Origin of the sequence: Chelatococcus reniformis, assembly GCF_014640075.1 — a bacterium.
GTDB classification, from domain to species: domain Bacteria; phylum Pseudomonadota; class Alphaproteobacteria; order Rhizobiales; family Beijerinckiaceae; genus Camelimonas; species Camelimonas reniformis.
In genome coordinates this window covers 1-22,540 of sequence record NZ_BMGG01000013.1, presented here as the reverse complement: position 1 = coordinate 22,540, position 22,540 = coordinate 1, and the positions used below count along the sequence as shown (strand labels likewise).

The following is a 22,540-nucleotide window of genomic DNA, read 5'->3' as shown; positions in this document are numbered from 1 at the left end:
AAGTGCAATCTAGCCGGTTTGTGAACGCCGCTTCATCGCGCGTGCGTCCCCGTCTTTCTCTTGCTTGTTCATAGGGGCCGAGAAATCAGTTGCTTCAGCACTCTTCACCTGAGATATCTCCACGAGCTTGGCTTAGGGGGGGTGCCTGGTGACGAAGAAGGCGGACACGTCGGTCGACCCGTCCCGCAGAGGGCTTTTCACGTCCGGGGCGGCGCTGCTGGGAGCGACCCTTTTGCCCAATACGGCGCAGGCCGGGGACATGCCGTCCCGTGCGCCTACCCCCACCAAGGCGCCCGACGCGCCGCCCGGCGGCTACAACATTCTGTTCATCCTGGTGGACCAGGAGCACTTCTTCAATAAGTGGCAGTTTCCAGTGCCGGGTCGCGAATGGATCAAGGCCAACGGCATCACGTTCACCAACCATCAGGCCGCGTCCTGTGTCTGCTCGCCCGCCCGATCGACGCTCTATACCGGCCTCCACATTCCCCACACCGGCGTCTTCGACAACGCCAACGCCCTATGGCAGCCGGACATGTCGACGGATGTGAAGACGGTGGGCCACCGCCTCGCCCAGCTCGGCTATCACGCCGCGTATCAGGGCAAATGGCACCTGTCCATCAATCTCGATGAGGTGAACGAGGCCATCGACGCGCCATTTCCCAAGTATCGGGAAATCATCAAGAGCTACGGTTTCGACGACTTCTTTGGGGTCGGCGACATCAACGACCGGACCCTGGGCGGCTATAATTACGACGACACCACCACGGCTTTCGTCACACGCTGGCTGCGCACCAAGGGGCAGGGCCTGAAGGCGGCTGGAAAGCCGTGGTATCTGGCGGTGAACTTCGTCAATCCCCACGACGTGATGTTCGTCAATTCCGACCTTCCGGGGCAGACGGTGCAGGGCGAGCGATCGTCGATGCCGATTGCCCGCCCTCCGGGGAACGAGCTCTACGCGGCGACCTGGGACGTGCCGCTGCCATCCACGCGGACGCAGGCCTTCGACGCGCCCGGCCGCCCCAAGGCGCAGCAGACCTATCAGGAAGTCATGGATTTTCTGGTCGGCCAATGGCCCGACGAGGATCGCCGTTGGCGGGTGCTTCAGAACTACTATTTCAACTGCATCCGTGACTGCGACCTCCAAGTGTCCCGGGTGCTGGAGGCCATCAAGGCCAACGGCATGTCGGACGACACCATCATCGTCTTCACGGCCGATCATGGCGAGCTCGGCGGCCACCATCAGATGCGCGGCAAGGGCAATTCCACCTATCGCCAGCAGAACCATCTGCCGCTGATGATCGTCCACCCCGCCTATCCCGGCGGCCTCACCTGCGATGCGGTGACGTCGCAGGTAGACATTGCTCCCACCATCCTCGCGCTCACCGGCGCCGCGCCGGACAAGCTGAAGCAGGCGGCCGAGGGCTTGCCGGGGCGTGATTTCTCACGGTTGCTCACCACGCCGGGTGCGGCGAAGGCGGAGACGCTACGGCCGGGATCGCTGTTCTGCTACAACATGCTGAGCTACCAGGACGCCGGGTGGGCGGCCCATTTCGACGTGAGATCGAACAACTCGGTCCCGCTCGCGCAGCGGATCGCCGCTCTCAAGAAACAGCCGCCCGACTTCAAACTGCGTTGCTCCATCCGCAGCGTGTTCGACGGCCGCTACCGTTTCTCCCGCTACTTCTCCCCCGTGGGCTTCAACACGCCGTCCACGTGGGAAGACCTCGTCGGAAAGAACGACATCGAAATCTACGACCTTCAGAATGATCCGGATGAGGTCGACAACCTGGCCCTGAAGGGCAAGGCAGCGGGCGACCTGGTCATGGCCATGAACGGGAAGCTGAATGGCCTGATCGCAACGGAGGTCGGCGAGGACGACGGCAGCTTCCTGCCCATCAAAAACGGACAGTGGGTTTTTCCGCCGGCAAGCGAGAGATAGGGCAACTCTTCGAGGTAGGCTGCGAGGGGCTTCGGGCTGAGCTGATCAGGCGGATCAGACCTTATCGCGAAGAGGTCGGCTCTACGCGTCGCGGCGGCATCCGGCCTAGAGCGTTTTCGAGCGAAGTGGACGCCGGTTCGCGTGAAGAAAACGCGACAAAACAAACAGATAGAGCATTTCGGCGATTCGAAGAAACGCTGAAATGCTCTAATCGAAGCGCGAGTGAGCGTCCCGCCCGACAGATGTCATGGCCGGTCGAACCGCTGTGGCAGAGTTCGCGCCGAAGTGCGGACGGTCAGGACGCGCAAAGCGAGCTGAGACAGCCGCTTTAAGCCCTCCGCAACGCGGCGGATGCATGAGGGTCTTCCGACGGCGTCGCCTCCGTCGCCACACCACGAAATCCACGAGCGCCCGGTAAGATACGCGAAAGGCCGGCGGCACGGTAGCGCCGCCGGCTGTTCAGCCGGATCATCGGCCTAGTCGGTGGCCGTGCAGCCGATCAGCAGGGGTTGCCGCCCGTGCTTTGGCAGCCCTTATTGCCTTGCCGATTGGCGCTGTTGTCGATGGGGCCGCCGCCGGGGCCGGGCTTGTCCGTAGCCTGGTTGCCGCCGGTGCTCTGCGAGCCGTAATTGCCCTGCGCGTCGCGGCCCGTCGCGATCGGGCCGCCTCCCGGGCCCGGGCGATCGGTGCCCTGGTTGCCGCCGGTGCTCTGGGCGACCACGAACGCGCCTGCATAGGACGAGGCAGCATCGGCGAGCGCCGGCCCGGAGGCGAGCAGGGCAGCGGCGGCGACGATCATAGCTTGAGCCGTTTTCATTAGATGACCTCCCAGTTCGATATGAGTTGGCGGTCGCGCGGACGCCGTTTGCGATCGTAAGGACCAATCCTGTTAGAACGCGAGCTTTATGAAAACTGCAAGCCCCCGAATGCCGATTGTGATCACGAAAATGAAGGCCCTGCGGCTTTAGAGCCTGCTTGGAAATGGCGGGCGGGTCGGCCGACGGGTCTTTTCACGCTCTGGTGCGTCGGCGAACTTGCCGATATCGACCGATATCGGCTGTGATCGCCTCCTGCCAAGGCGCGAAAATCCCTCGACGGCCCTCCGCCGCCCAATTCCCAAACAGGCTCCTAGGCGCTCCGGGCGTTCACCTCGGGGGCGTCTCCGCTCAGCCGGCGGTGCCGCCGCCGACCAGACGCTAGAGCCCTCGCGATTGGGTGGAATCACCCGATCGCTGAGAAGCGCTCCAGATTCAAAGGACTATGAGCATTTCTCTGCCGTTGGATGGCCTCACCCGACGGCAAAATGCTTGAGGGCGAGCGACCGGGCCTGACCACGGCAATGGGTTCTTCAGGAGCTGTGGCAAGCGGTATTGCAGGGGGAATTTCCCCCCGTTGAGGTCCGCCGTTCTCCACCCTCCAATGCCCATGGTGGGGGGCCAGCCTCGCGAAGGTCCAAGTTGGGGGACGCAATGACTCTCAAATTGATGCCAGGTGTCGCTCGTGGAGATGACGGTCTCGTCGTTACCACGTGGCGCTTGTGCGTAAGCATCCCGGACGGCGTCGGCGTCGGTTGCAGCCATCAGCACACGACGCGTGAGGAAGCGCTGGGCTGCCTGGAGGCGCGGGCCGCGCTTCGCGCATTCGCGGGCCGGCCGGATCGGCGCGCAGGCTGGGAGCCGGCTCCGCCCGGGTCGGTGCGTGCCCGGCAAGCGCTCGAGAGCCTTCGAGGCTAGTCGGCGCCGCCGTCGCGGCGGCATCCCGCGGGCAACGCTTCGTCGCCAAGACCTTTCGTTCTCAAGACCTTTCGATTGCATTTGCGATCCGCAACCTGCCGGCCCTGTCGCTCGTCGCGGCGCCCCTCCTCAGGCTCGTCGACCGGGCGCGCCCGCCGCCTTCTGGGCTGGGTGCTGCTGTCGCCGATCGGGGCCGACCGGCTTGTAGACCGGTTTGCGCGTGTGTTCTTTCCGCAGGTCGCAGCCGCCCACATCCAGCCCCAGCGTCGGCGAAGGTCAACGGATGGCGCCTGCCATAGCGAACACGCCGGTCTCCAGCGCGTTGGTGCGGCCGGCCACGCCCGGGATGATCGAAGAGAATTTTGCACTTATTCGTGGCGTTCGCGTGCGCGGTTGCTCGCCGGCGCCCGGCCGGCCTACTCCGTCGCGGCCGTGGCGCCGGTGAGCAGCGCGCCCATAGCTTTGCCGGTCAGGGCCATCGGCACCGTGTCTCGCGACGCGGCGCGCTCGAGTGCAAGCCCATGCGACAGGGCGAGCAGTGACATCGCCAGTTCGGCGGGCGTGAGGCTGCCCTTCCGTCCAAAGCGCTCCAGCGTGGCGTCGATCAGGCGGCTGAGTTCCGAGCGGTAGTCCGCATAGGTGCGGGCGAAGGCGTCGTCGGCCGTCGCGGCACGCGATGCCCGCAGCTGGAATTCGGCGATCAGCAGGCACCAATCGGGGTTGTCGCCGAGCTCCCGGTAGCGGGCTGCGGCCCCGGCGACGAAGTTTTCGAAGGTAGCGCTCTGCGCCAGCAGCACTTCGAAGTCCCGTAGATCCCTGTCGAGATGCCGCTGGTACAGGGCGAAGAAGATCGCGTCCTTGTCCGCGAAGTTGGAGTAGAACGCGCCGCGCGAAAAGCCGGCATTCTCCGCGATCTGGTCCACCGAGGCTCTGTCGAAGCCGAGCTCGGCGAAGCATCGCGCGGCTGAGCGCATGAGCAGCTCGCGGGTTCGCGCCTGGCTTTCCTCGCGGCTCAGTCGTTTCGCGTTGCGCACGGCTCCTCCAGTCGAAACGGCTTGACACCATAGCACGGATGAATTCAGATACATTATCGTATTTGAATGGTGATATGTATGCGGTGCTGGGAGCTATGCTCATTCGGTCCTGACGGTCTGGCCCCCGGTGAACGGCCGGAGCCGGTGCCGGGCTCATGCGAGGTGCTCGTCGAAATTGACGCCGTGGCACTGAATTATCGCGATCTGGCCATCGCGCGTGGTGTCTACGCGCCCGCCCAACCGCTGCCGATGGTCCCGGCGTCCGACGCCGTGGGCCGCGTCGTCGCCGTGGGTGCCGAGGTCGACCGCTGGCGAATCGGCGATCGGGTGATCGGCTGCTACATGCAGAGTTGGGATCGGGGGCCGAGCGAGCGAGCCGATCGCGCCCACACGCTCGGCTCGCCCCTCGACGGGGTGCTCTGCGAACGCCGCGTCTTCCCGGCCGGCTTCATCGTTCGCGCGCCCGAGCGGCTGACCGACGTGGAATGCGCGACCCTTCCCATCGCCGCGCTCACCGCCTGGTGCGCGCTCTTCGAGCTGGCGGTAGCCAGGCCCGGTGAAACGGTGCTGGTGCAAGGGTCCGGCGGCGTATCGACCTTCGTCGTCCAGCTCGGGCTGGCCGCCGGACTGAAAGTCGTCGCGGTGTCACGCTCCGCGGAGAAGGCCGCTGCCATCCGCGCACTCGGGGTCGAGACGGTGATCTCATCGCAGACGCCCGACTGGGGCAAAGCGGTGCTCGCCGCGACCGCCGGGCGCGGCGTGGACGCGGTCGTCGACGTCGGCGGCGAGACAAGCCTGCCCCAGTCGATCGCCGCCAGCGCTCAGAACGGGCGGATCGTGGCGACAGGCTTCCTCGGCGGCCTCAGCGCCACGATCGAGCTCGGCCCGATCATCACCAAGAACCTCACCATTCGCGGCGTGACGGTGGGCTCGCGGGCGAGCTTCGAGGCGATGCTCGCCTTCATCGAGCGTGCCAGCTTCAGGCCGGTCATCGACAGCGTCTTCCCCTTCGACGCGGTCCCGCAGGCCTATCAGCGTCTCGCCAGCGCTGACCAGCACGGCAAGGTGTGCATCAACCTCAGAGAAACGCAGCCAAGAGAAACGCAGCCAAGGGAAACGCAGCCATGAGATTGGCCGAATGGTGGGACGGCGGTGACTTCGTCGAGGTCGACGGGGCACGCATCTTCACCCGGATCGACGGCGCCGGCGAGCGGACGGTCGTCTTTCTCCACGGGTTCCCGACCTCGTCGCACGACTGGTCGGCGGTGGTCGAGCAGCTGCGCGGCCGCTATCGCTGCGTGAGCTTCGACTACCTGGGCTACGGCGCCTCGGCGAAGCCGCCCGACGCCGATTATTCCGCGCTCATTCAGACGGACCGCGCCCTCGCCATTCTCAGCGCGCTCGGCGTCGCGCAGGCGCAGGTTGTCGCCCACGATCTCGGCGGCATCCTGCTCCAGGAGCTCCTGCACCGGCATGAGGAGGGCCGGCTCGCCTTCACATTGCAGCAGGCCATCTTCATGAACTCGTCCGTCTTTCCGGCGCTCTATCGACCGACGCCGGCACAGCAGGCGCTGGTCGATCCGGTCCAGGGCCCGCCCCTGGCCCGGGCGCTGACGCGGGAGTCGCTCGCAGCGAGCCTGGCGCCGCTGTTTCCGTCCCGGCGGCTCTCGGACGCGGAGGTCGACGACCTGTGGACGTCCGTCCAGCACGAGGGGGGCCAGCTGCTATGGCCCAAGCACCTCGTCTACATGGCCGAGCGCGCGCGGCTCGCCGCGCCATGGGAAGCGGCGCTGGCCCAGACACGCGTGCCGCTCGGCTTCCTCTACGGCCTCGCCGATCCGATTTCGGGCGGGGCCATCGTCGAGCGCGCCGCAGCCGTGCTGCCGCATGCCACGACGGCCGGGCTTCCCGGCCTCGGCCATTTCCCCCAGGTGGAGCGGCCGGACGATGTGGCCGACGGCCTCGCCAAGCTGCTGGGGTGACGCCATGGATGTCTCCGAGGCCGTGGCACGGCGCATATCCGTGCGAGCCTTCACGCCCGAGCCGGTTCCCAAGCACCGGGTGCTGTCCTTGTTGGCGAAGGCCGGGCAGGCGCCGTCGGGCGGCAACCTGCAGCCCTGGCGGGTCCACGCGCTGACCGGCCCCCCGCTCGAGGAACTCAAGGCCAGGGCAACAGCCAACCCGGCCGGCGAGGCCCCCGCGTATCAGGTCTATCCGCCGGGCCTGTGGGATCCCTATCGGCGCCGGCGCTCCGAATGCGGCGAGGACCTCTACGCGACAATCGCGATCGCGCGGCAGGATCGGGCCGGCCGCTTGCGGCAGCTCGCCGAGAACGGGCGGCTGTTCGGCGCGCCGGTCGGCCTCTTCGTCTCTCTCGACCGGCGGCTGGGTCCGCCGCAATGGGCCGATCTCGGCATCTTCCTGCAGACGCTGATGCTGCTCGCCGTCGCCGATGGGCTCTCGACCTGCGCCCAGGAGTATTGGTCGCAATATCCGCAGACGCTGGCGGAGCTCCTCGATCTGCCCGCCGAGGAGATGGTGTTTTGCGGCATTGCGCTGGGATATGCGGCGGAGCATCCCATCAATGGGTTGCGAACCAGACGCGAGCCGCTCGCCGCCTGGGCAGCGCTGCACGGGTTCGACTGAGCGGGAGCGGCCGTCGGACGGCGTCCTGCCGCAGCGGAGCATTGCAGCCAACCGACTTGTCAGACCGTGGCCGGTGAGACTACCCCCGCAAGCGCCAAGGGCCGCGCCCAAAAGGACGCTGGCCAGGAGAGGCGCATCGGCGCCGCGGGGAGGGAATGATGAGGATCTGGCAGATCGAGGGTGCCTACGGCATCGACAATCTGCGGGCGGGCGAGACGCCGGCGCCGCAGGCCGGGCCGGGACAGGTCGTGGTGGCGATCAAGGCCACGTCGCTCAACTACCGTGACCTGATCACCGTGAAGGGGCAGGGCGGCCGCCATCCGTTGCCGCTCATCCCCTTCTCCGACGGCGTCGGCGAGGTCGTGGCGGTCGGCGAGGGGGTGTCGCGCGTCAAACCGGGGACCGGGTGTGTCCGCTGTTCTTCCAATCCTGGCTCGACGGGCCGGTGACCGCCCAGAAGCGCTCGCGGCCTCTGGGCGGCCCCCTTCCGGGTGTGTTGCAGGAGCAGATGCTCCTCGATGCGGACGGGGTCTCCAAGGTTCCGGCCCACCTGTCCTTCGAGGCGGCGGCGACCTTGCCCTGCGCGGCGCTCACCGCCTGGCGCGCCATCGCCGTCGAGGCCCCGGTGGGGCCGGGCGATACGGTGCTGGTGCAGGGGACGGGCGGGGTTTCGATCTTCGCCCTCCAGTTCGCCAAGGCGCGCGGCGCGCGGGTCATCGCGACCTCGTCGAGCGAGGAGAAGCTGGAGCGCGCCAGGGCGCTGGGAGCCGACGAGACGATCAACTACCGCAGCACCCCGCAGTGGGGTGCCCGGGCCCTGGAGCTGACCGGCGGCAAGGGCGTCGACGTCATCGTCGAGGTGGGCGGCGAGAGCACCCTGAAGCAGTCGCTGGATGCGGTGCGGGTCGGTGGGGCCATCGTCGTCATCGGTGTCCTCGGCGGCATCTCGACGCCCATCCTGGTGCCCTCGGTGTTCAGCAAGAATCTGCGCATCCTCGGCATCTCGGTGGGCAGCCGCGCGCATTTCGACGACATGTGCACCCACATCGACCGCTGGAAGCTGGAGCCGGTCGTCGACAGGGCCTTCGGCTTCGGTGAGGTGCCGGCGGCGCTGCGGCTGATGGAGGCCGGGGGGCATTTCGGCAAGGTCGTCGTGCGCGTCTAGAGCGTTTTCGAGCGAAGTGGACGCCGGTTCGCGTTAAGAAAACGCGACAAATCAAACAGATAGAGCATTTCGGCGATTCGAAGAAACGCGGAAATGCTCTCTAGGATCCCGCACGCCTGGGGATGGATGGCCGGGGTCGAGCCCGGCCACGGAGATGCGCGCCAGCGCCGCGCGCAGGCCAAGCAGAGCCCGGGGCGGCGACGAATTGCCGGCTGTGGCCCGCCGCCGGCCATCGCCGCTATGCAATCGCGGACCAGGCCGCGGGCCACGGGTCGCTACCAGGTGACGCGGAAGCCCAGGCGCCCGCCCACGGACCGCCCCGTCTCGCTGCCCAGGCGGACATTGCAGTCGGCGGCGGCGAACAGGCTGACGTTGTCGGCCACAGCGGCGGACACGCCCGCGCCCAGTTGCGCCCAGGTGCCGCCGGTGCCCGCATCGAAGGCCATCGGGTAGGCGCCGCTCAGGCTGGCGAAGGTCGCCGTCGGGCCATCGCCGAAGGCGTGCCAGAGATTGACGCGCCCCCAGGTCGAGATGGCGCGGCCGTTGTCCAGCATCCAGGCGCGTGTCAGGCGGGCGCCAATGCGGCCGTAGGCCGTTCCGGCCGTGTCGTAGCCCACGGCGCCGTAGCGGTCGGCGCCGTCGGCGAACGACAGGCGCTGATAGATGACCTGGGCTTGCGGTTCGATGGTCCAGGCGGTGCCGAGGGCGATGGGGTAGCCGCCTTCCAAGGAGGCGAGCAGGCCCCAGCCCTGGGTCTTCAGGAATTCGCCCAGGAGCGAGGTGGCGTGCGCCTGATCGTAGAAGGTGCCCTGGATCGCCGCGTCCACGTACCAGCCGCCGGCACCGCGATGGGTCCAATAGGCCCCCATCGCATAGGCGTCCATGGAGGCTTGTCCGGCGCGCCCGCCGTAGACGGCGTTGACGTCGCCCTCGATGTGACCGGCCCCGACGAACAAGCCGGCGAGGTCGCGCGACCCGGTGGTGCCATCGGTGCGATAGAGGTCGAGGCCCGCCTGGAAGCCGGCAAACCGGATATCGTAGCTCGGCCCCTGCCCGAGGAAGCGATCGAGCTGCGCAAATCCGCTGCCGCCGGACGAGCCGTTGCGGCCGGTCTCGCCGAAGGCGCGGGCCCACGCCGCGCCGCTCGATCCCAGGGGGCTCCCCGCCGCGGCCGCCCGCGCATCGGCGCGGTCGTCGTAGGTGCCGACCATGGCCAGGCCGAAGCGGGCGGCCATGGCCGGCAGCGCCAGGTCGACCGCGACCTCGGGGCGGATGTCCGGCAGGCCCGACCCGCCCGGGGCCGGGCGTGTCGAGCGCAGGAACCAGTCGTCTCCGCCCGCGAGGCCGCCGCGGTAGAGATTGTAGTCGAAGGCGCCGGCGGCGACGCGCGCCCCGTTGAGCGAGAACGCCGTCGGCGACGTTTGAGCCCCGTTCACCGTCTCGACCAACAGGATGCCGTCGCCGGTGGTGGGCGCGCCACCGCCGGTGGGTTGGATGACGAGCTGCGTCTGGCCGCTCGCCGTGCCCCCGTCGATGATCAGCCGGTCGGCGCCGCCCGTGCCGGCGAGGAAGGCGTTCATGCTCAGCGTGGCGCCGGCGCCCGTGTAGCTGCCGACGGCCAGGGCCTGGTAGGCCCCTGCGGATGCGGGCGGCGCAAAGGCGATGCTGCTGTCGCGGACGGCGATGCGGCTCAGGCGCGACGGCGGCGCGATGTCCGCCGGTGCGAGCGTCCAGGCGCTGCCGTTGTCGAGCGTCAGCGCGATCGTCGCCGTGTCGGCGGCGGTGATCGCGCCTGCGATCACCGAGCGCGACGCGTTGAGGACGAGATCGGTGCCGGCCGCCATCACGGCGATGCCGCTCGCGGCCGACAGCGAGCTGGCGTCGAGCGACAGCGCCGCGCTGCTCGGGCCCGCCGTCGTGACGACCGGAACGGCGGCCACCGCCGCGGCAGCCAGGCCCTCCGCGCGTATGCTGCTGCCGGCGAGGGCCATCGCCGCGCCCTGCCCCAATACGGCGCCATGCGAGAAAGCGCCGAAGGTGGTGATGCGGGAGCCGGCGAGCGCCACGGAGGCGCCGGCTCCTTGGGCCACGGCACCGAAACTGAAGGCGCCGAAGGTCTCCACCGTCGATCCCAGGGCCGAGATGCGGGCCGGCGCGTCGAGGCTGGTGGCGAGCAGGCCGTGACCCGCGCCGCGCAGCACGATCGTGCTGCCCGAGAGCGCGATGGTGCCGTTGCCGGTCGCCCACGCCCCATGTCCGCCGACGAGATCGACGGATAGCCCGGTCGCGCTGATCGACGCCGGCGCCGTGCCTCCGGCGTGTAGCGCCGCTTGCGCCGCCCCGCTGATGCGCACGCCGTTCAGCACGGCGCTGCCGCCCCCGCGCACGTCGACGCCCGTGCCGGTGACGGCATCGCCCCGCAGCGCGACCGCGACGCCGGTGAGCGACAGTTCTGCGGTGCCGCTGCCGCCCTGCACGAAGGCGCCGTCGCCGCCCACCGACGCCGAGATCGTGCCGCCTTGGTCGAGCGCCACCCGGCCATTGCCGCCGACAAAGATCGCGGGCACGTAGTCCTGCATGGGGGCGAGCGTCACCGGCCCGTCGGCGGTGACGACGCCGCCGTTGGCGGCATAGACCGCGGCGCGCGCGCCGAACGGGCCGCTGACGAGGCCGGTCCAGACCGTGCCGGCGCTCACCACCGCCGGCCCTCCGTCGGCCACCACCTGCCGTTGGTTCGCCGGCGGCGTCCAGCCGAGCAGGCCCAGCAACTCCTGGAAGAGATGGGCCGGCGCGTCGTGATCGTCGGCGTTGGCCGCGTTGAACAGGACGGTGATGGTGCGGTCGGTGGCGCGGTCGTACATGACCAGCACCTCGAAGCCGAGGCCGTTGCCGGTGTGCCCGATCCATCCCTGGATCTCGCCCATGCCGAAGCCGTAACTGTCGTATTCCGGGCTGTTTGGATCGCTTTTCGTCGATCCGAACGACTTCATGCGGGCGACGAATTCGGCCTCGCTCAAGGTGGCGCCGGTGCCGACGGCCTTGCCCCAGCGCTCCAGATCGCGGGCGACGCCGGTCAGCGCTCCGGACGCGCCAGCGCCCGAGGCGTTGAACTCGTCGAGGGCGACGGGCCCCTCCCCGGCGTCGAAATAGCCGACCGCGTTGGGTTGAGGCAGGGCGCCGCCACCCTGGTCGATCACCGAGGCGAGGCCCAGCGGCCCGCTCAGGCGCCGTTGCACCTCCACGGACCAGGCGCTGCCCGTGACGGCGGCGATGACCTGGCCCAGCAGAACCGTGTTGGTGTTGGAGTATTGGAAGGACGTGCCCGGCGTGAACTGCAGCGGCTGGGCGAAGCCGTAGGCCAGCAGTTCGTCAGGCGTCCAGACCTTGCCGGGGTCCGCTCCGGCTGCCTCGCCGAATGCCGGAGAGGCCGTGTAGCTGAACAGGCCCGAACGCATCTCGGCGAGCTGGCGCACGGTGATGACGTCGCCACTGGGCACACCGGCCACGTATTTGCCGACCGGGTCGTCGAGCTTCAGGCGCCCTTCCTGGGCGAGCTGCATGACAACTGTCGTCACGAACGACTTGGTGACGCTGCGGTAGCCGAAATATGTGTCCGGCGTTGGCGCGGCGTTCGTTGCGATGTCGGCCACGCCGGAGTTGATGGCGAAGCTGCTGTCGCCCTGGCGCAGCAGCACGACCGCGCCGGGGATGCGTTTGTCGACCCGGAACTGGTCGATCGCCCGCTGGAGCACGCTCACGCTCGCCGGATCGCCCCAGGGGAGCGCGACGGGATCCGCCAGCGCCGGGGTCGCGGCGAGCATAGCCGCCGCCGAGACGAACAGAAGCGAGCGCCGCCAGGCGCCGCGAGCCGCGAACCACATTTGAACGCCCCTCTGCCCTCTACGCGCCCGGAGCCGATCGAGCTGCCCGCTCAGCCCTGCGATACAGCTCTGCCAATGGCGCGCCTTGGACTCGATGACGTGGTTGCGGTGATCGCGCACACATCGGCGAGTCGACGGCAAAGTAACAGAGAATTTCGACTTGCGTCCATGCGGACCGCTCGCTCGGCGCAGGGCCGTCCGCGCCCTAGGGGCGGCGCCGTCCAGAGCGTCCAAAGTGCCTCGGGCCGCGGATGCCGACGGGACCGTCTACCCGCTCATTCCGTTGACAGTGCCTGGCTTGCCGAGGCCCGGCGCCCCGTGCAGGAACCGGGCGATACACTTCTCCGCGTTGGTCGTGTGCCGTCGCTATCGGTGACGGCGGCCGAAGGCGCTGCAATAGTCGGCCACCGGCGAGTCGCGGTGCCCGTCCTCCTTGCATCGGCGGTGGGCGAGCCGGGCTGTCGTCCGCACCGCCTCGAATGGCAAGGAGCTCGCCATGGGAACGCCCCTGTTCTTCCCGGGCTGGAAGGTCGTCGCCGGATCCGGCATCGGCATCGGTTTTGGATCCGCCGTCTTCTTCGCGGCAGGTTTCGCGCTGCTGTCCGGCGCCATCGGCCGGCAGTTCGGCTGGACCCAGCCGCAACTTGCCGGCGCGGCGACGCTATACCTGCTCGCCCAGACCGTGATGTTTCCGGTGTGCGGCTGGCTGCTCGACCGCTGGGGCTCGCGCAGGATCGCGACGGCGAGCATCGCCTTGTTCGGTGCCTCGCTGCTGATCCTCAGCCAGATCGGCAACTCGCTGACCCAGTTCTACCTTGCCTTCGTCCTCATCGGCCTCGTCAGCGCCGGGACGAATGTGATCTCCTATGCGCGGGCGATCTCGCTGTGGTTCGACCGCAAGCGCGGGCTGGCGCTGGGCATCGCCGCCTCGGCGCAAGCGCTCGGCGCGTTCTCGATTCCGATCGTCATGCAGGCGCTGATCGCCCAGTCCGGCTGGCCGACCGCGGTGCTTGTGCTCGCCGCTTTCGAGCTCCTGATCTGCCTGCCGCTGGTGGCGCTGCTGGTGCTCGACAGCCCAGCCCCCTATGGCCTCCTGCCGGATGGTGGCGAGGCGCTCCCCGAGCGCCCTGCGCCGCAGGCGCCCGCCGTGCAGCTCCGCATGGCGGCCGTGGTGAGGACGGCGACCTTCTGGAAGCTGGCGATCGGCTTCGCGCTCATGGGCGCGTCGCTTTATGCCATCATCACCAACGTCGCCTACGTCCTCACCCAGCTGGGCGGCCGCAGCCTGGCCGAGGTCGCGCTGATCCAGGCGTTCGCGGGCGTGGCCGTCCTGGTCGGCAGGATCGGTTTCGGCTTGATGCTCGACCGCCTGCACGCGCCCGTGGTGGCGATCATCGCGCTTGCCTTCTCGGCCGTGTGCTTCCTCGTCTACGGCACGTCCGCCAGCTTCGCCGTGCTACTGGTGGGGGGCATCATCGGCGGCCTGGCCATCGGCGGCGAGAGCGACCTGCTCCCTTATCTCGCCGGGCGCTATTTCGGCACGGAAGCGGTGTCGAAGGTCTTCGGCTGGTTCCTGTTCGCCTTCTTTCTCGGCGGCGCCGTCGCACCGGTCGTCTTCGCCTGGGCGCTCGCCGCCTACCCCGGCTCCGGCGCGCCGCTGTATGCGCTCGCCGCTCTCCAGATCGTGCCGGCCCTGCTGTTCCTGTCGCTCGGGCGCTATCGCGAGGCGAGCGCCCCGTCGGTCGGGGGCATCGACGGCAAGCCGGTGGCGGACGTCGCCGGCGCCTGAGCGACCGCGGCGGCGGCCGGATTAGCCGCTGCTCCGCGCGACCGGAATCTGAGTTTCCTTAAGAGGCATCGTCGCGCGGGCGACGGGCGCACGCTTGGCGGATCCGTTGGCTGCCGACACGGTCGCAGGACGGCGCTGAACAAGCTATAGCATTGCCGTAGCCCGGGAGACCGGCGAATTGAGAGCGACTATTGGCTCATTGGGTCGGAACACAAGCAGATATCATGCGTTTACATCTGTTTCGAATTGCCATGTGATCTAAAAAAGTGTGAATTATATCTCTAATAAGCTGGCAAGATATTTATAGATTGGAATTTAATCTCGATTCGACAGATTTTTGACACAGAATACCCAAGCATACGACAAAGGATATTCAGATTGTCGCCACGCGGCATGGGGCACCATTGCGCGTCACGAGGTCCCAGACCCTCGCGATGCGCCCGAAGCCGGGCGGTCCCATCACAAACTCAGACGACGAGGATCGCGATGAGCTATTCCATGACCTATCAGCTTCCCTATGCCCCCGCCGTTCCCGGCCTCCATGCCTCAATCGCGCTTCGCGACGCGACGCTGCCGGTGATGCCCGATGACATCCGCGAGCTGTCCGATGACGAGCTCGACGCCGTCAACGGCGCCATCGCGCCGCTCGCGATCTATGCGGTTCGTATCGGCGGGGGCGCCGTGGTCGGCGCCGTGGCCGGCGGCGTGACCTCCAGCATCAACGGCGATTTCAGCTGGCGCGCGGTGGGCGCCGGTGCGGCCGCAGGCGCCCTCGGCGGCGCATTCGGCGGTTGGCTGAAGGTCAGCGGCTTCTGAGTCGTCAACGCGGCGGGCGTCGATGACGCCCGCCGCCCCATCGGAGGAGATCGCAATGATCTGGCTGACTGCATCCCTGGCCCTGGCCGATCTCGTCACGACGGTCGCCGGCGTGCGGATCGCCGGTCCCGGTGCCGAGAGCAACTTGCTGTTTCAGCGGCTGATCGCGCGTCACGGCCTGGAGGTCTTCGTTGCCGGCTATGCTATCGTTGCGGGCGCGGCGATCGGCCTTGCCTCCCGCTTCGAAGGCGCGCTCGAAGGGCTCGCGGCGGTCCTCGCGCTCATCGTCGCCAACAACGGCTACGCGATCTGGCGGCTGGCACGGGCCGCCGGCTGATCGCGCCGCAAGATGATCTCCGCCCCCCAGGTTTGGGCGCTGCTGCACGACGGCTCGCGCCCTGAATGAACCAGCCCTTCCGATATGAGGTCCGGCTGTCGGCCGCCCCTGCGAACGCAGCCGCGCCGGCCTGGGCGCCACAGGCGGTCCCGCAGCCGGCGGCCGCGATCGCCGAGCCTGCGCCAGCGCCTGCCGCCGACCCCGCGCCCACGCCTCTCTTCCGCGCCGAGGTCATCGATACCCGGCGCGAGCGGCTGCTCGGTGCGCCCCGGATCGTCGCTCCCCTGGCGCTCCGGGCGGCGGCGCCGTTTGCCGCGGCGGCCGTCGCCGCCATCGCCGGCCTGCTGGTGCTCGGCAGCTACAGCCGTCGGACGACCGTCAACGGGGTCATGACGCCCGTGGACGGCATCGCCAAGATCAACGCTCCCGCGGCCGGCCGGATCGTCCAGCTCGCCGCGAGCGAGGGCCAGGTCGTGACCCGGGGACAGCTACTCTACACGCTCGATATCGACGCGCTGTCCAATCTCGGCGGGACCCAGGTCGCTGTCGTGGAGGAGCTGCGGCGCCAGCGCCAGGAGCACGAGGCCGAGCGCCTGCGCAAAGCCGCGCTCGACCGCGCGCAGAAGCAGGAGCTCGTCCAGCGCGAGCACGACACGGCGCGCGAGATCGGCCAGATCGATCAGCAGATCGCGGTCTCGGGGGAGTACGTCAAGGCACTCAAGGAGGGCTTTGCGCGCTACCAGGAGTATGCCCGGCGGCAGATCGTCGTGCAGATGCAGGTCGACATCAAGGAGCAGGCCTACATGGCCGAGCGCCAGCAGCTCGAACGGCTGCGCCGCGAGCGCCTGCAACTGGCGACCAAGCTGAGCGAGCTGAGATCGCAGATCGCCACCTCCGACACGCGCAGCGCCTCGGCGCAGAGCGAGCTCACACGTCAGATCGCGCAGACGGACCAGGCGATTGCCGAAGGCGAATCCAAGCGTGCCCTCTGGATCACGGCGCCGCGGGACGGCATCGTCACCGGCATCGTGGCGCGCGCCGGCGAGACGGTGGCAGCCGGCGCGCCGATGGCCACGATCCTGCCCGGCACCTCGCGCCTTCTGGCCGAGCTCGGCGCGCCGAGCAGCGCCATCGGCTTCATCGAGCCCGGCCAGAAGGTGCTGCTCCGCTACGAGGCGTTTCCCTACCAGAAGTTCGGCCAGTACGGCGGGCGGGTGAAAGCGATCTCACGCATCGCGCTGCGGCCGGAGGAGCTGGCGGATCTTCGCCAACCCGGTCCGAGCGCCGCGCCGGGACCGGCCCCGGGCAATCAGAACCTCTACCGCATCACCGTCGAGCCCGAGCGTGCGGAGGTGAACGCCTACGGCGCCGCGCAGAAGGTGACGGCCGGCATGCGGGTGCAGGCCACCGTCTTTCTCGACAAGCGGCCGCTCTATCAGTGGATCCTCGATCCGCTCTACAGCCTGAGCGCCGGCACCGCGGGAGCGGGAAGCCCGTGACGGTTCTCGAACGCCTCCGCTTTGGCTTCGGCCGCCGCACGCCCGTCATCTTGCAGACCGAGGCGGCGGAATGCGCCCTCGCGTGCCTGGCGATGGTGGCCAACTTCCACGGCCATTCGCTCGACCTCGCCGCCATGCGCCGCGCCTACGCGACCACCCTGAAGGGGCTGACGCTGCGCGCCCTGATGGGGCTGGCCGGCACCCTCGACCTGACGGCCCGGGCGCTCCGGCTGGAACCGGCCAGCCTCGGCCGCCTGCGGCTGCCGTGTATCCTGCATTGGAACCTCAACCACTTCGTGGTGCTGGTCGAGGTGAACGAGACCTTCGTCGTGATCCACGATCCGGCCGCCGGGCGGCGCAAGCTCGCGTTGGCGGAGCTCGCCAAGCAGTTCACCGGCGTTGCGCTGGAGCTGTGGCCGAACGCCAGCTTCAAGCCGGTCATCGAGCGGCGCCAGCTCAAGCTCACCGAGCTGCTGCGCAGCATCAGCGGCCTCGGCCGGGCGATGTCCCACGTGCTGCTGATCTCGATCGCCATCGAGGCGTTCGCCCTCCTGATCCCCATCGGGACGCAGCTCGTCGTCGACCAGGTCATCGTCGCCGGCGACATGTCGCTGCTGACCGTGATCGCGCTGGCGCTCGGCCTGCTCGTCGCGCTGCAGGCCGCCACCCGCTTCGTGCGCTCGTGGGCGATCATGGTCATGTCCACCAACCTGGGTGTGCAGCTGACCTCCAGCCTGTTCGACCGGCTGATCCGCCTGCCGGTCGACTATTTCGAGAAGCGCCACATCGGCGACGTCATCTCGCGCTTTTCGTCGCTGGGCGAGATCCAGCGCACGGTGTCGACGCAACTGGTGACGAGCGTCGTCGACGGCATCATGGCCATCGGCCTGTTCGCCATGATGCTCGTCTACGGCGGCTGGCTGGCGGCGATCGGGCTCGTCACGACGGCGCTCTATGTCGCGGCGCGGGCGATCACCTACGCCGCCTACCTGCAGGCCTCGGAAGAGGAGATCGTGTTCAATGCCAAGCGCGACACGCATCTCATGGAGACCGTGCGCGGCATTTCGAGCCTGAAGCTGTTCGACCTCAAGGAGCGGCGCCGGGCCGGATGGCTGAACCATCTCGTCGACGCCACCAACGCCAGCCTCAAGACCGAGAAGCTCGACGTCATCTTCCAGACGGCCACCAGCATCCTGTTCGGGGCCGACCGCATCCTGATGCTCTATCTGGGGGCTGCCGCCATCATCGCCGGCAGCTCCTCGGTCGGCATGCTGCTGGCGTTCCTCGCCTACAAGGACGACTTCGCACGCCGCATCGAGAACCTGATCAACAGCCTCGTTCAGTTCCGCATGCTGTCGCTGCACGCCGAGCGGGTGTCGGACATCGTGCTGTCCGAGGTGGAGGACGAGGGCGACGATCGCAGTCCGCCGCTGCGCCGCCCCGAGGGGCGCCTCGAGGCGAAGCAGTTGAGCTTTCGCTACGGCGCGAGCGAACCCGAGATCTTCAAGCGCCTCGATCTCGCCGTGGAGCCGGGCGAATCCGTGGCGATCGTCGGCCCCTCCGGCTGCGGCAAGACCACCCTCGTGAAGGTGCTCGCCGGGCTGATGGCGCCGAGCTCGGGCGATATCGCCATCGACGGCGTGCCGCTGCGCGCCCTCGGCCTCACCAACTACCGGCGGCTGGTCGGCTGCGTGCTGCAGGAGGACCGGCTCTTCGCCGGATCCATCGCCGACAACATCTGCGCCTTCGACCTCAGCCCGGACGGCGATCGCATCCTCGCCTGCGCGCAGGCGGCGGCGCTGCACGAGGATATCCTGCGCATGCCCATGGGCTACGAGACGCTGGTCGGCGACATGGGATCGACGCTCTCCGGCGGCCAGAAGCAGCGGCTGTTCCTGGCGCGTGCACTCTACAAGGAGCCCGCGATCCTGTTCCTCGACGAGGCCACCAGCCACCTCGACGAGGCCAATGAAGCGGTGGTGAACAACGCCATCCGGCGCCTGCGCATCACCCGTATCATCGTGGCCCACCGCCCCTCCACCATCCGCAGCGCCGATCGCGTGATCGATCTGGGCCACACCGGTGTCGTGCGGCCGCCGACGCCGGTCCTCACCCCCGCCCAATAGAGCCGGCGCCGAGGGAGCATCACGGCGCCGCGGGCGCACGGCGATCGCGCCTCGCCAGACCCATGGGCGTTTCCGCGCGCGCAACGGCTCGCTATCTTTCGTCGCCGGGGATGCGGCTGCGGTTGACGTATGCAAGGTGAAGGGCAAATGGATGCCGCCCGATCACGGCATTCGGCATGCCGAGAGCGCAGCGCAACGGATCGCAACCGTGGGCGGAGGGAATTGCCGTGGGTAGCCCAACTCTTCGTTTTCTGATCCATGCCGGCGGCCGCAGCACCGAGGAGCGGCTCACCATCCACACCGCCGTCATCGCCGGCTGGACCGGGCGCGACAAGGCGGCGCTGGAGACGCACATCGCTGAATTGGAGGCGCTCGGCGTGCCGCGGCCGGCCACCACGCCGGTCTACTACCGGGTGGCGGCGGCGCGCCTGACCACCGCGGCGGCCATCGAATGCTCCGGCCCCGACTCCTCGGGCGAGGTGGAGTTCATGATCGTGGCCGCCAACGGCCGTCGCTATCTCGGCCTCGGCTCCGACCACACCGACCGCAAGGTGGAGATCTACAACGTCACCGTCTCCAAGCAGATGTGCGACAAGCCGATCGCGCCCGAGCTGTGGGCGCTGGACGAGGTGCTGCCGCACTGGGACCGGCTGATCCTGCGCTCGCATGTGGAGATCGGCGGCCAGCGCAGCCTGTACCAGGAGGGCTCGGTGGCGGCGATGCTGCCGCCGCTCGACATCATCGCCGGTTACGGCGAGAGTCTCGCCGACGGTACGGCGATGTTCGGCGGCACCTTGGCGGTGCACGGCGGCATCCGCCCGGCCGACCGCTTCGCGTTCGAGATCACCGACCCGGTGCTGGGCCGCCGCATCCGCCACGCCTACGACGTGCGGGTGCTGCCGGTGGCGGGGTAGGCGCGGCGGCGGCCGCCGCGATGGCGGAGGAGGGCCCAGGGCCGGACGAGGCCGCCGCGGCGCCGCGCTCGCTGCGCGACGAGGCCCCATGAGACGATTAAGCAGCGCATCATCCTGTGCGCCGTCCGGCCCGGCAAGGCGCCGAGCGAGGCGGCGGTAGCCACCGGCTTCGGCCGCACCTCGTGCGCCTGCTCAACGACGGTCTTGCGCACACCCCGCCGCAACGCGTCGGAGAGCAGGTGTGAGGAACGACCGACTTTGACCCAAGGCGGCCCTCCCGGCACGGCGGTGCGAACGGCCGCTTCGCGCCGCATATCGGCCGTTCAGCTGCTCCGAAGCTGATCTTGAAAGCAGCCGTTGGTTCATGTGGCGGTGATCAACAGGATGGTGAGAAGCTGCACGACCGCATCGGAGCGATCTGGTAGCGTAAAGCAGACGCCTGAGTGCGCCCTTCGTCAAGTAGCGGACGCCGACAGTGTCGTAAGCGCTACGCACTTTTGTCGCGTCACAAATTCGGTGTGCCGCTCTTCAGATGGCTGCATGTAAAGAATGTGGAGCGGCAGAAACTCGCCTGCCGCCCGGAGCTCCCGCTTCAGCTGGGACAGCGTGTCACCGCTGGGGCCCACAACCAGAATGTCGACATCCGCGCCGATGCCGCGCAAGGCCGAACCGAACATGTAGGCGTCGAACTGCTCCAGCGAGCCACAGCAGCCCAATAGATGGGCGGCTATCTCGCCGGCGGTCATCAGGCCGTTCTCAGATGTTCCTTCAGCTGGTCCCATTTCATCACCTCACACCCAAGCTCACGCCCAGCATCAATCGCCTCAGCCGAAGGATTCCCGTTGGGGTTGATGTTCCAAACAATATCTAGAGGTCCGAAGTCAGCCCAAAGGCTGCGAACGGCGTCTGCCGTAGGCTCATAGTCGGCCAGCATCCCAATTCTGAGGCTCGTTCCACTTCTAAGTGCCACCCGGTGAATGCGGTCAAACTCCCGGCTCACGTCACGCACAGGACCATATTGCCGAAGCAGCCGATCCGAAAACCTGTACGCTTTATGCGAGGCCGTGTTCGCATCTCCGTCGAGCGCGGCCGAGGTCAAGGTTCCGAAACTTCCCCAGCCTACACGGGCGTCTTCGAGATACTTGATCGCGTCGCCTCGCCAAATGCATGCCGACCGATAGCCGCACAGGAAGTCCATGTCGGGGTACTTCTGCTGGTAATTCGCCGCAGTCGCCGCATCGATCTCGTTTGCGGCCGATATGGCGGCAAGCACGTCCGGCTGATCCGGCGTTACAATCCGGATCAGCTCGCCATGGACATATTCCGCGGTCAATTGGCCCTGCTCCGCGATGTTGGCGAGCGCGTATTTGACCTGCCAGTTCACGAGAACATGCCTTCCATCGCTTCGGGAAACCGGATCGCGCGGCCGGCGACGCCGCAAACATGGCGCTCCGCCAGCCCGCGCACATGCTCCTGATATTCGGCAAATGTCCGGCGCTCGTCCTCAGTGGCGAGCTGCAGGTTCGCTTGGATGATAGCCTGAACGCGGTAGTGGTTGGGGAGGATAACGCTCCGCATCCGATGGCTCCACGTCTTCGCAGCCTCGGACTCGGGATCATACTCGAAATCGGTACCTTGCTCCGGGGCGAACTTGTCCCAGATCGCCTTGTTTTCGGCCATGACCCCGGAAATCGCTGCTCTCACTTCAGCGCGATCGTCATAAGCCCTGATCCCTTGCTTTGCCGCCAAGTTGGATACGTGGTTCTGCTTCCACCCCAGGAGGATGTTACGGGGGAAGCCATCGGGGTCCTTGTCGATCATCGTGTGGCACGTCGGGCAGAGCAAGATGATATTTTCGACGGAGTCCGGATCGAAGTCGCCTTCAGGTCGATCTTCGTGGCGCGGGCCGGCCTCACCGTGCGGAATGACGTGGGCCATTTCCGCGATGTGCTTGTTGCCGCCCAGTTCAACGGGGAACAAAGCGTCAAGGCATTCCGGTCTTTGGCAATGCCCTGCTGCTTCAGAGAACAGTCGCAGTCGTGTCGCTGCTGGTATCGTTTTGCGGTCCGCCATCAACAAGCCCCCAATTCGTCACCCGCGACTAGGTCGTGAACTCATAAACGGAAGCAGGCAGGAAAGGCGCATCGTCGTCAGCGGCAGGCGATGATGGCATCTACGAAAACCTTCGGCGGTGCGTAGTGATGTTCACTGACGTAGTGAAGGATAAGCGCCGGCGCGACGTATGTGAAACCATCACTTCCCTTGACCCAAATCTCGCCGTTACCCATTGTCTCGGGACGAGCTTGCAGCATTGGCATGCCGCCTGATGAGAGGGTCATTGGTGGTCGCGGGCAGAAGTCGCAAAGGTGGCAACCCCGATAAAGATTCACGGGCTCCGCAGCCGCTTTCCTCAGAGCGCTGAGAAACAACTCGTTTGGTTCTGCCACCGGCATTTCGTGGTCGAAGTTCAGCCAGCCAACGTTTAAGATAGCTGGGTCTGGTTCGGCGCCTCCGTAGGTGAACGGCGTTAGGTCAGGGAAATAGCTCATAACGGCGATGACGTGAGCCCCTGAAACTCCTCCACGGATAGTTAGAGTCCGCCCCAGCACGAGGGACGGACGGATGAAGAAGTCACGGTTCACGGAAGAGCAGATCATTGCG

The 22,540-nt window shown here is 67.6% G+C and carries 19 protein-coding genes; 12 read left to right on the top strand and 7 right to left on the bottom strand.

Annotated elements, in window-relative coordinates; genetic code table 11:
* Positions 1 to 148 precede the first annotated feature (148 nt).
* Positions 149 to 1,939: a sulfatase family protein gene (locus IEW34_RS28770; protein ID WP_188612703.1), complete on the top strand. Its 1,791-nt coding sequence runs from the start codon at positions 149 to 151 to the stop codon at positions 1,937 to 1,939.
* Between the two features lie 499 nt (positions 1,940 to 2,438).
* Here IEW34_RS28770 and IEW34_RS28765 read toward each other — a convergent pair whose 3' ends face one another.
* Complete coding sequence (locus tag IEW34_RS28765) at positions 2,439 to 2,756, bottom strand: hypothetical protein (protein WP_188612702.1); 318 nt, start codon at positions 2,754 to 2,756, stop codon at positions 2,439 to 2,441.
* 1,332 nt (positions 2,757 to 4,088) lie between these two features.
* On the bottom strand, positions 4,089 to 4,706 hold the full coding sequence (locus IEW34_RS28760) for a TetR/AcrR family transcriptional regulator (protein WP_188612701.1): 618 nt from the start codon (positions 4,704 to 4,706) through the stop codon (positions 4,089 to 4,091).
* A 66-nt stretch (positions 4,707 to 4,772) separates the two neighbouring features.
* Here IEW34_RS28760 and IEW34_RS28755 point away from each other — a divergent pair, with 66 nt between their 5' ends.
* From IEW34_RS28755 to IEW34_RS28740, 5 genes are all read left to right on the top strand, one after another.
* Positions 4,773 to 5,834: a zinc-dependent alcohol dehydrogenase family protein gene (locus IEW34_RS28755; protein WP_308424409.1), complete on the top strand. Its 1,062-nt coding sequence runs from the start codon at positions 4,773 to 4,775 to the stop codon at positions 5,832 to 5,834.
* Positions 5,831 to 6,688 (top strand): alpha/beta fold hydrolase, encoded by an 858-nt coding sequence (locus IEW34_RS28750; protein WP_188612699.1) that lies wholly within the window; start codon positions 5,831 to 5,833, stop codon positions 6,686 to 6,688. The genes IEW34_RS28755 and IEW34_RS28750 overlap by 4 nt, the downstream gene beginning before the upstream one ends.
* Before the next feature lie 4 nt (positions 6,689 to 6,692).
* The gene (locus IEW34_RS28745) at positions 6,693 to 7,352 is read left to right on the top strand and encodes a nitroreductase (RefSeq protein WP_188612698.1); all 660 of its coding nucleotides are present in this window, start codon (positions 6,693 to 6,695) and stop codon (positions 7,350 to 7,352) included.
* A 158-nt stretch (positions 7,353 to 7,510) separates the two neighbouring features.
* The gene (locus IEW34_RS31080; RefSeq protein ID WP_308424408.1) at positions 7,511 to 7,801 is read left to right on the top strand and encodes an alcohol dehydrogenase catalytic domain-containing protein; all 291 of its coding nucleotides are present in this window, start codon (positions 7,511 to 7,513) and stop codon (positions 7,799 to 7,801) included.
* A gap of 59 nt (positions 7,802 to 7,860) precedes the next feature.
* Positions 7,861 to 8,517 carry a zinc-dependent alcohol dehydrogenase family protein gene (locus IEW34_RS28740; RefSeq protein WP_308424407.1) on the top strand — a complete coding sequence of 219 codons (657 nt, stop codon included), beginning with the start codon at positions 7,861 to 7,863 and terminating at the stop codon, positions 8,515 to 8,517.
* Positions 8,518 to 8,792: 275 nt separating this feature from the next.
* On the opposite strand, the gene IEW34_RS28735 is transcribed toward IEW34_RS28740, so the two are convergent.
* Entirely contained in the window at positions 8,793 to 12,398 is a 3,606-nt protein-coding gene (locus IEW34_RS28735) for an autotransporter outer membrane beta-barrel domain-containing protein (RefSeq protein ID WP_188612697.1), read from the bottom strand.
* Positions 12,399 to 12,894: 496 nt separating this feature from the next.
* On the opposite strand from IEW34_RS28735, the gene IEW34_RS28730 reads away from it, so the two are divergent.
* The 6 genes from IEW34_RS28730 (at position 12,895) to IEW34_RS28705 (ending at position 19,879) form a co-directional block, all read left to right on the top strand.
* On the top strand, positions 12,895 to 14,187 hold the full coding sequence (locus tag IEW34_RS28730; protein WP_188612696.1) for an MFS transporter: 1,293 nt from the start codon (positions 12,895 to 12,897) through the stop codon (positions 14,185 to 14,187).
* A 498-nt stretch (positions 14,188 to 14,685) separates the two neighbouring features.
* Complete coding sequence (locus IEW34_RS28725; protein WP_210324617.1) at positions 14,686 to 15,003, top strand: hypothetical protein; 318 nt, start codon at positions 14,686 to 14,688, stop codon at positions 15,001 to 15,003.
* A 55-nt stretch (positions 15,004 to 15,058) separates the two neighbouring features.
* Positions 15,059 to 15,340 carry a hypothetical protein gene (locus IEW34_RS28720; protein ID WP_188612694.1) on the top strand — a complete coding sequence of 94 codons (282 nt, stop codon included), beginning with the start codon at positions 15,059 to 15,061 and terminating at the stop codon, positions 15,338 to 15,340.
* 65 nt (positions 15,341 to 15,405) lie between these two features.
* A complete protein-coding gene (locus tag IEW34_RS28715; protein WP_188612693.1) occupies positions 15,406 to 16,839 on the top strand; it encodes an HlyD family secretion protein in 1,434 nt (477 codons plus the stop codon).
* Positions 16,836 to 18,965: a peptidase domain-containing ABC transporter gene (locus IEW34_RS28710; RefSeq protein WP_188612692.1), complete on the top strand. Its 2,130-nt coding sequence runs from the start codon at positions 16,836 to 16,838 to the stop codon at positions 18,963 to 18,965. The genes IEW34_RS28715 and IEW34_RS28710 overlap by 4 nt, the downstream gene beginning before the upstream one ends.
* A 227-nt stretch (positions 18,966 to 19,192) precedes the next feature.
* Positions 19,193 to 19,879: a DUF2848 domain-containing protein gene (locus IEW34_RS28705; RefSeq protein ID WP_244642285.1), complete on the top strand. Its 687-nt coding sequence runs from the start codon at positions 19,193 to 19,195 to the stop codon at positions 19,877 to 19,879.
* A gap of 455 nt (positions 19,880 to 20,334) precedes the next feature.
* Here IEW34_RS28705 and IEW34_RS28700 read toward each other — a convergent pair whose 3' ends face one another.
* The 4 genes from IEW34_RS28700 to IEW34_RS28685 all read right to left on the bottom strand — a co-directional run.
* Entirely contained in the window at positions 20,335 to 20,625 is a 291-nt protein-coding gene (locus IEW34_RS28700) for a nucleotidyltransferase domain-containing protein (RefSeq protein WP_188612690.1), read from the bottom strand.
* Positions 20,625 to 21,263 (bottom strand): hypothetical protein, encoded by a 639-nt coding sequence (locus tag IEW34_RS28695; RefSeq protein WP_188612689.1) that lies wholly within the window; start codon positions 21,261 to 21,263, stop codon positions 20,625 to 20,627. Before IEW34_RS28695 ends, IEW34_RS28700 begins: the two co-directional genes overlap by 1 nt.
* Positions 21,260 to 21,952 (bottom strand): HNH endonuclease signature motif containing protein, encoded by a 693-nt coding sequence (locus IEW34_RS28690; protein ID WP_188612688.1) that lies wholly within the window; start codon positions 21,950 to 21,952, stop codon positions 21,260 to 21,262. The genes IEW34_RS28695 and IEW34_RS28690 overlap by 4 nt, the downstream gene beginning before the upstream one ends.
* 77 nt (positions 21,953 to 22,029) lie before the next feature.
* Positions 22,030 to 22,540: DUF7919 family protein (locus tag IEW34_RS28685; RefSeq protein ID WP_210324616.1), on the bottom strand; the 511-nt coding region annotated here is incomplete at its 5' end.